Origin of the sequence: Propioniciclava sp. MC1683, assembly GCF_014164675.1 — a bacterium.
Lineage (GTDB): Bacteria > Actinomycetota > Actinomycetes > Propionibacteriales > Propionibacteriaceae > Propioniciclava.
Window position 1 is genome coordinate 168,012 of the sequence record NZ_JACJFX010000008.1, and the last position, 7,990, is coordinate 176,001.

Annotated in this window: 8 protein-coding genes; 3 read left to right on the forward strand and 5 right to left on the reverse strand. The window is 70.7% G+C overall.

The features are described 5' to 3' along the window. Nucleotides 1-4: 4 nt before the first annotated feature. Both H5397_RS07620 and cimA read right to left on the reverse strand, forming a co-directional pair. Nucleotides 5-664: a DUF1707 domain-containing protein gene (locus tag H5397_RS07620; RefSeq protein WP_182816193.1), complete on the reverse strand. Its 660-nt coding sequence runs from the start codon at nucleotides 662-664 to the stop codon at nucleotides 5-7. Nucleotides 665-686: 22 nt separating this feature from the next. Continuing rightward, on the reverse strand, nucleotides 687-2,267 hold the full coding sequence (gene cimA, locus H5397_RS07625) for a citramalate synthase (protein ID WP_182816194.1): 1,581 nt from the start codon (nucleotides 2,265-2,267) through the stop codon (nucleotides 687-689). A gap of 134 nt (nucleotides 2,268-2,401) precedes the next feature. Between cimA and tpx the strand changes: the two genes are divergently transcribed. Both tpx and H5397_RS07635 read left to right on the forward strand, forming a co-directional pair. Beyond that, nucleotides 2,402-2,899, forward strand: a complete 498-nt coding sequence (gene tpx / locus H5397_RS07630; protein ID WP_182816196.1) for a thiol peroxidase — start codon at nucleotides 2,402-2,404, stop codon at nucleotides 2,897-2,899. Between the two features lie 130 nt (nucleotides 2,900-3,029). Beyond that, entirely contained in the window at nucleotides 3,030-4,151 is a 1,122-nt protein-coding gene (locus H5397_RS07635) for a hypothetical protein (protein WP_182816198.1), read from the forward strand. Here the strand turns inward: H5397_RS07635 and H5397_RS18645 are convergent. The 3 genes from H5397_RS18645 to H5397_RS07650 are packed head-to-tail and all read right to left on the reverse strand — an operon-like array spanning nucleotide 4,062 to nucleotide 6,681. Beyond that, a complete protein-coding gene (locus tag H5397_RS18645) occupies nucleotides 4,062-5,060 on the reverse strand; it encodes an N-acetylmuramoyl-L-alanine amidase (protein WP_182816200.1) in 999 nt (332 codons plus the stop codon). The two genes, H5397_RS07635 and H5397_RS18645, sit on opposite strands and share 90 nt — an antisense overlap. Beyond that, nucleotides 5,057-5,587: a hypothetical protein gene (locus H5397_RS07645; RefSeq protein ID WP_182816202.1), complete on the reverse strand. Its 531-nt coding sequence runs from the start codon at nucleotides 5,585-5,587 to the stop codon at nucleotides 5,057-5,059. Before H5397_RS07645 ends, H5397_RS18645 begins: the two co-directional genes overlap by 4 nt. An 8-nt stretch (nucleotides 5,588-5,595) precedes the next feature. Further along, entirely contained in the window at nucleotides 5,596-6,681 is a 1,086-nt protein-coding gene (locus tag H5397_RS07650) for a branched-chain amino acid aminotransferase (RefSeq protein WP_182816204.1), read from the reverse strand. 115 nt (nucleotides 6,682-6,796) lie between these two features. On the opposite strand from H5397_RS07650, the gene H5397_RS07655 reads away from it, so the two are divergent. Continuing rightward, nucleotides 6,797-7,864 (forward strand): 3-isopropylmalate dehydrogenase, encoded by a 1,068-nt coding sequence (locus H5397_RS07655; RefSeq protein ID WP_182816206.1) that lies wholly within the window; start codon nucleotides 6,797-6,799, stop codon nucleotides 7,862-7,864. The last annotated feature ends 126 nt before the right edge of the window (nucleotides 7,865-7,990 follow it).

Genomic DNA, 7,990 nt, shown 5'->3' on the forward strand with positions numbered 1-7,990 from the left:
CCGCTCAGTTCTTGGCGTACACCCCGCCGCCCTTGGCGAGGCGCCGCTCGCGCTGCCAGGTGTCGAAGCGGCTGGGGTAGCGGGCGACGACGTTGCCCATGGACGTCCGCCCCCGCACCACCAGCAGGGGCTGCCCGGGACGGGGGCGCTGGTCGACGCTCGTCTTGATCACGCCCATGGAGTTCTTCTCCACCCGCGAGGTGTCCACGCCCCAGCCGGGCGGGACGATGAGCACGGCGTTTCCGGCTCCCCCGTTGACCACGACGTCGATGAGGTCGCCGGTGGTCCGGGCGTCCACGAAGTTGAGCTTCACGTTGGAGGCCACGGGATTGAGCTCGAGGAACGGCGGCACCTCCCAAGGGCCGGCGCGCACCACGTCGTCCCACTTGGCGGTGAGGGTGAGTGGGTCCTGCCACGACCAGCCGGGAGCGTTGACCTGGACGACCGGCAGCTGGGGTTCGAGGATCCGACCCAGTTCGTTCGGCGGCATCAGGTCGGCCAGGACGGCCTGGATGTCCCCGCGCGTCTTGGCGGCCATGGCGGCCTCGATCCGGCCGTCGAGCTCGTCGAGCGTGAGGCGTCCATCACCTGCGGCGGTGCGCAGGGTCTCAACGGCCTCGTCACGCTCGGCGTGGCCGATGCGAATCTGGAGGGGGTCGGGCATACCCGTCAGCGTACTGGGGCGCTCAGCGCTCGATCAGGCCCCACAGGTACGAGTCGTGCAGCGCCTCCCACGAGGCCTCGACGACGTTGGTGCCGACGCCGACGGTCGTCCAGCGGCGCTCACCGTCGGTGGTGTCGATGAGGACGCGCGTGATGGCGTCCGTGCCGTGCGCCGACTCGAGGATGCGCACCCGGTAGTCGGTCAGCTCGAAGCCGTCGACCGCGGGGTAGTTCTTCTTCAGCGCACTGCGCAGGGCCTTGTCGAGGGCGTTGATCGGGCCGTTGCCCTCCCCCACCCGGGTGGTGACCGACCCGTTGACGCGCACCTTGACGGTCGCCTCGGAGTCGCCCTCCTCGCCCAGGGTGTCGGAGGTGAGCACCCGCCACTTCTGCACCTCGAACTGCTTGTCGAGCTGGTCGGTCTCGTCGCGGATCAGCAGCTCGAAGGAGGCGTCGGCCGACTCGTAGGAGTAGCCGTCCATCTCGCGCTGCTTGACGACGTCGGTGATCTTGGCGGCCAGTTCGCGGTCGGAGAGGTCGAAGCCCAACTCGTCGCCCTTGATCTGGATGTTCGCGCGCCCGGCCATGTCGGAGACCAGCATGCGCATGTCGTTGCCGACGAGCTTGGGGTCGGTGTGCTGGTAGAGGTTCTCGTCGACCCTGATCGCGGACGCGTGCAGCCCCGCCTTGTGCGCGAACGCCGACTGGCCGACGTAGGGCTGGCGGGCGTTCGGGGCGACGTGGGTGATCGCGGCGACCGCGTGGCTGATGGACGTCGCGCGGGCCAGGTTCTCGGGGGCCATCACCGGCCAGCCGTACTTGAGCTGGAGGTTCGCCGCGATGGTGATGAGGTCGGCGTTGCCGGTGCGTTCGCCGTGGCCGTTCATCGTGCCCTGCACGTGCATCGCGCCGGCGTCGACGGCCGCGAGGGTGTTGGCCACCGCGCAGCCGGTGTCGTTGTGGCAGTGGATGCCCAGGTCGACGCCCACGCCCCCGGCGGCCGAGACGACCTCGCCCATCCAGGCCGGCAGCATGCCGCCGTTGGTGTCGCACAGCACGACCACCTCCGCGCCGGCCTCGGCGGCGGTGCGGACCACCTCGAGCGCGTAGGTCGGGTTGGCCCGGTAGCCGTCGAAGAAGTGCTCGCAGTCGAGGAACACCTTGCGGCCCTCGTCGGTCAGGAACCGCACGGTGTCGGTGATCATCGCCAGGTTCTCGGCGAGGTCGGTCTTGAGGGCGCGGTACACGTGCTCGTCGTGGGACTTCGCGACCAAGCAGATGTACTCGGTCTGGGCGTCCAGGAGCGCCTTCGTCAGTGGATCGGAGCTCGCCTTGCCCCCGACCCGGCGGGTGGATCCGAAGGCGGTGAGCTTGGCGTTCTTGAGTTCGAGCTCCCCGGACGCCGCGGCGGCGAAGAACGCCGTGTCGTTGGGGTTCGCACCCGGCCAGCCGCCCTCGATGAAGCCGACACCGAGCTCGTCGAGCAGCCGCGCGATGCGGAGCTTGTCGTGCACCGTGAGGCGAAGGCCCTCCTGCTGGGCGCCGTCGCGCAGCGTGGTGTCGTAGAGGTGGAAGACGTCGGGGGCCGCGGGAAGCGTGGTCATGGGGCCTTCTCGGTTCGGTGCGGGAGTGTTAACTGATCGAGTATCGCGCGGTCCCGGTGCGTGGTCGCAAGGTCTCGCCGGTTGGGATGCCCAGGGCTACCGCCGGGTTGGGCCGGGCTGGTAGGAACAGGGGTATGGCTGAAACCAAGTTCAAGGGCACCACCGTCAACACCGTCGGTGACCTCCCCGCTGAGGGCGCCGCTGCGCCCGACTTCACCCTGACCGGGTCCGACCTCGCCGACGTGAAGCTGTCCGACTACGCCGGCCGCCGGGTCGTCCTCAACATCTTCCCGAGCATCGACACCGGCGTGTGCGCCACCTCGGTGCGCAAGTTCAACGAGCTGGCGTCGTCCCTCGACAACACCACCGTCGTCTGCGCGTCGGCCGACCTGCCGTTCGCGCTCGGTCGCTTCTGCGGCGCAGAGGGCATCGAGAACGTGGTCGTCGGGTCGACGTTCCGCTCGTCCTTCGCCGACGACTACGGCACCAAGCTGCTCGACGGCCCCCTGGCCGGCCTGAATGCCCGCTCGGTCGTCGTCATCGACGCCGACGGCAAGGTCGCCTACACCGAGCTCGTCCCCGAGACGACCCAGGAGCCCGACTACGACGCAGCGGTGGCGGCGCTGGGCTGAGCCTGCGGCGCCCCCGCCCCTGTCTGCATTTCCGGGTGGAGAAACCCCAAGGATCCTTGGGGAATCTCCACCCGGAAATGCATTCGGGCTCGTCGGTATGCTGACCCGGTAGTCGGAAGAAAGGGAGTCGATGTCCGACCTCGCTGACCGGATCAGCCGCGCGGCCGTGGCCGCCCTCGACCTGGCCCCGTTCGACGACCGCTTCTCGCGGCTGTCGCGGCAGGTGCTGACCGGTGGGGCGTCCCGCTTCGGGCGCGTGGTCGCCGACGACCAGGCGATCCACTTCGTCATCCCCGTCGGTCTCGCCGGCGAGCGGATCGAGTACGGCGCCCTGGTGCTGCAGGACCGGCAGGCCGGCATCCTGTGGCGCGACGCCGCCGGGATGGACCACGGCTCGGTCGTGCGCCGCACCGCTGACACGCACTCGAGCTTCTCCTCCCTCACCCTGGGCGGCGAGCAGTGGATGCGCTTCGACGTCGAGTCGGCCGGCGAGCACCTGACGTTCCTGGTGCCGCCCGTGAACAGCCCCCTGCTCCGCAGCACCCTCATCGACTTCTTCCGCGCCCGCCCCGGGTCGTTCTCCGCCCCGACCCCCCTGCCCGAGCCCGACCCCGAGCCGGCTCCCATCGTGCGGTTCCCCGACCCGGAGCCGGAGCCTGAGCCCGAGCCCGTGGCGGAGGCACCGGTCGAGGCGTCCGTCGAGCCCGCCACGGTGGCCGAGGCCGACCTCGACGCGACCCAGGTGCTGGCCGCGACCGATGTGCCCGAGCCCGCGCTGGAGCCCGGCGGTGACCCCGAGCACACCGACCGGACGCCGGCCGAGCAGTTCGCCGCCGAGCCGGCCCTGATCAACGAGTGGGCGCCGGAGGCCGCGGATCTCGACGACGCCACCCGCGTGCGGCCCGTCCTGCCACCGGAGGACGACGACGCCACGCGCGTCCACGAGCCGCCGTTCGACCTCTACCGTGATGCCCCGGCCGTCCCGCCGGCCACGCCGCCGTCGTGGACCCAGGCGCCCACCCAGGCCCTGCCCACGCAGCAGCCCGAGCCTGCCCCGCGCCAGGAGTGGTCGGTGCAGCAGCAGGACTGGGTGCAGCAGGCGCAGCCGGTCCAGTCGTACGCGCCCCAGCAGCAGGCCTACGCGCCGGCGCCGGCGAGCACGTCACAGACGCTGGTCGGGTTCCTCATCGGCCTGCTCGTCACCCTCGGGGTCGGCGGGGCCGTGATCCTGTTCAACCTGCTCGGCGGCTGACCGCCGCCCGCGGCGTCCGGATAGAAGGCCGAGCGCCGCGGACACGCCGGTGAGCAGCAGTCCCCCACCGGCGGCCACCACCACGTCGTCGACGCCGCTTCGCAACGGGTCGGTGGGTGGTGTGGACGCCGAGGGCGTCGGCTTGGGCGTCCCCGAGGGGGACGGTGTCGGGCTGGGCGTCGGAGTCGATGAGGCGATCGGTGTCGGCGGGGCGAGCAACGCGCGCGCTCCGGGCAACAACTGCCCCGCGACGAGCGGGTAGAGGGCCTCGCCAGGGCACTCGGTGGCCGACATGTCCCGGTGCCCGGCGACCTGCTCGGTGGTCACCTCGGCCCCCTTGCGCCACTTGTTCGACCCGCGCGAGGTGAAGGTCACCGGCCCGGTGAGGTCGAGCCCCTCGCGCACGGCCAGCCAGGCCAGCAGGTTGGTCATGGACGCCATCGCGGCGGGGGTCGGGGGCTCCGCGGTGTGGTCGCCGACGAAGCAGCACAGCAGCGCGTGGCCCTGGGATCCGCCGGTGGCATCACCCATCACGGGGCGGGTGAGGCTGCCGGCGCGGCCCTCCCAGATGGTGCCGAACGGGTCGACGAAGAAGTTGTAGGCGACGTCGGCCCAGCCCCGCTCGGCCGAGGTGTGGAACCGGTAGATCGACTGCAACCGCCCGGGGATCTTCTCGGCGGTGTCGGTGTTCGGCGTCTGCGTGTGGTGGACGAGCAGGAACCGGACGTCGGGCTCGTCCTCGAGCGGGCCCTTCGGGGCGAGGGTCCCCGCCCAGTCCGCGCGGGGCCGGATGGGCGGCTGGGTGGGAGCGGCGGCCGCGCCCGGGGCGTCCGAGAACGTCGCTGCGGCGACGCCGGCCACCGGCAGGAACGCGGTGGCCGCGACGAGGGTGCGCCGCGAGAGGGTCACCTCAGACCCTTGATCTCCCGCGGGTAGCAGTTGTTGCCCACCGGCAGGCCGATGGCCTTGCACACGGCGTTGGACGCCGCGCGGCTCTCGGCACCGGGGATCACGACCGCCCAGTAGTTGGCGTTCAGTCCCTCGAAGCGGTTGGTGTCGATGACGATCGCGGTGTGGCCGGGCTGGCTCAACTCGGCGGCACGCGCGATCGCCTGCTCGGCGCTCACGCTGCCCTGCGGCAGGGAGTCGAGCACGGTGACCCACGTGCCGACCGGCAGCTCGGTCGTGATGCCCGGGACGGACTCGTCGCCGGGCTCGGCGGACTCGTCGGGCTCGGGGCTCTCGGCGGGGTCGGGGCTCTCGACCGGGTCGCTCGGCTGCGCGCTCGTCGGCGTCGGGCCCGGCGTGGCGCTGTCGGCGTCGTCGAACAGGGCGAACCAGGCGAACATCACGAGGATCGCACCGGCGATCACGCCGAGCACGACACCCAGGGGCAGGCTACCGCGGCGCTGGGGGTTCTGGTACGGGGTTGCCATCAGTCTCCTCACACGACCTTGCTGAGCCAGCCGAACGTGTCCTCCGCGCGACCGTACTGGATGTCGAGGACGCCGTCGCGGATCTCGATCGTGCGCCGGAAGTCCTGACCCTGCGGGCGCCACTCCCCCCGCTTGGACTTGAAGCCCGAGATCGGCGAGATGACCGCCGCGGTGCCGCAGCAGAACGCCTCGGTGTAGGTGCCGTCGGCGATGCCGTCGAACACCTCCTGCGCGCTGAGGCGGCGCTCGACGGGGATCAGGCCCTGCTCGGCGCCCACCTTGAGGATCGAGTCGCGGGTGATGCCGTCGAGGATGGTGCCGCTGAGTGCGGGGGTGAGCAGCTCGTTGTTCTTGGAGATCAGGAAGACGTTCATGCCGCCGAGTTCCTCGACGCGGTCCTTGCCCGTCGCCTCGATGAACATGACCTGCGTGCAGCCGTGCTCGTAGCCCTCGTACTGCGCGATCAGGGACGCCGCGTAGTTGCCGCCGCACTTGGCGTTGCCCGTGCCGCCCTGGCCGGCGCGCGCCCACTCGTCGGTCACCCAGATGTCGACGCCCTGGACGCCGTTGGCGAAGTACGGCCCCACCGGCGACGCGATCACGAGGAAGGTGACCTCCTCGGCCGCGCGGACGCCCAGGAACGCCTCGCTGGCGATCATGAACGGGCGGATGTAGAGGGAGTGCTCACCCTCGGGGGCCGGGACGTAGCGGGCGTCGATCTCGACGAGCTGGCGGACGGCCTCGACGAAGTCCTCCTCGGGGAGGTCGGGCAGCATCATGCGGGCCGCGGAGCGGTTGAAGCGGGCGGCGTTCTGCTCGGGACGGAACAGGTGCACGCTGCCGTCCTCGTGCCGGTAGGCCTTCATGCCCTCGAAGATCTCCTGGCCGTAGTGCAGGACCGCGGCGCTCGGGTCGAGCGTGAGCGGCCCGTACGGCTTCACCGTCGCGGAGTGCCAGCCCTGGCCCTTGGTCCACGTGATCGACACCATGTGGTCGGTGAAGTGCACGCCGAAGCCGGGGTCGCGCAGGATCTCGGCGACCTGCTCGTCGGTGCGGGCATCGCTGTTCCGCTGGATCTCGAAGGACAAGGGCATGGGGGCCACGATACAACCTGCCGCAGGGGCGTCCTGAGCGTGTCGACGGGGCGGTCGCATCCGCTGACTGGGCTGGTCGGGGGCGGGGTGGCGCCCAGCCCTACGCTTGGCGTCCATGAGCGAGCAGACCGTTGAGAACAAGCCCACCATCGCCGTCATCGGCGGCGACGGGATCGGCCCCGAGGTCGTGGCCGAGGGCCTGAAGGTGCTGGACGCCGTGGTCGGCGATTCTGCGTTCGAGTACGTGCACTACGACCTGGGTGCGGAGCGCTGGCAGCGCACCGGCGAGGTGCTGCCGGAGTCGGTTCTGTCTGAGCTGGCTCAGGTGGACGCCATCGTGCTGGGGGCTGTCGGGGCGGCGCCGGGGTCGAAGGCGATCCCGTCGGGCCTGCTCGAGCGTGGGCTTCTGCTGAAGCTTCGCTTCGCGTTCGACCACTACGTCAACCTGCGCCCCTCGAAGCTGTACCCGGGCGTGGTGACGCCCTTGTCTCCGGCTGTCGTCGATCGCGGCCCGATCGACTTCGTCGTGGTCCGTGAGGGCACCGAAGGGCTCTACGCCGGTGTCGGCGGCTCGCTGGCCGTCGGGACGCCGTACGAGGTGGCCAACGAGGTCTCCGTCAACACCGCCCGCGGCGTGGAGCGCGTCGTGCGCGACGCATTCGAGCGCGCGATGCGCCGCCGCAAGAAGGTCACCTTGGTGCACAAGCACAACGTGCTCGTGAACGCCGGCGGCATGTGGAACCGCATCTTCAACGCCGTGGCCGCGGAGTACCCCGAGGTGGAGACCGACTACCTGCATGTGGACGCGACGATGATCATGCTGGTGCAGGACCCGCAGCGCTTCGACGTGATCGTCACCGACAACCTGTTCGGCGACATCATCACCGACCTCGCCGGCGCAGTCACCGGCGGCATCGGCCTGGCCGCCTCGGGCAACATCAACCCGTCCGGTGAGTTCCCGTCGATGTTCGAGCCCGTGCACGGCTCGGCGCCCGACATCGCCGGTCTCGGGGTGGCTGACCCCACCGCCACCATCTCCTCCATGGCGCTGCTGCTCGACCACCTGGGTCGCTCCGAGGACGCCGCCCGCATCGAGGCAGCGGTGGATGCGGACGTGACCGAGCGTGGGGCGTCCAAGCGGTCGACCACCGAGGTCGGCGACGCGATCGCGGCGCGCGTCTGAGCCTCGATCCGCCGACGCTGATTTGTAGGTGACGATTTCCCCGTTCTCGGGGGTGGTTGAGCAGCTCTGCCGTGTGAGGGTGCGGGGTATCTGCCGGTGTGCCCGGCTTTTCCACTGCTGGTTCCT

What these genes read in the sequence shown, in the direction of transcription:
- H5397_RS07620 (WP_182816193.1), bottom strand. Translation starts at nt 664, where the DNA reads ATGCCCGACCCCCTCCAGATTCGCATCGGCCACGCCGAGCGTGACGAG.
- cimA (WP_182816194.1), bottom strand. Translation starts at nt 2,267, where the DNA reads ATGACCACGCTTCCCGCGGCCCCCGACGTCTTCCACCTCTACGACACC.
- tpx (WP_182816196.1), top strand. Translation starts at nt 2,402, where the DNA reads ATGGCTGAAACCAAGTTCAAGGGCACCACCGTCAACACCGTCGGTGAC.
- H5397_RS07635 (WP_182816198.1), top strand. Translation starts at nt 3,030, where the DNA reads ATGTCCGACCTCGCTGACCGGATCAGCCGCGCGGCCGTGGCCGCCCTC.
- H5397_RS07645 (WP_182816202.1), bottom strand. Translation starts at nt 5,587, where the DNA reads ATGGCAACCCCGTACCAGAACCCCCAGCGCCGCGGTAGCCTGCCCCTG.
- H5397_RS07650 (WP_182816204.1), bottom strand. Translation starts at nt 6,681, where the DNA reads ATGCCCTTGTCCTTCGAGATCCAGCGGAACAGCGATGCCCGCACCGAC.
- H5397_RS07655 (WP_182816206.1), top strand. Translation starts at nt 6,797, where the DNA reads ATGAGCGAGCAGACCGTTGAGAACAAGCCCACCATCGCCGTCATCGGC.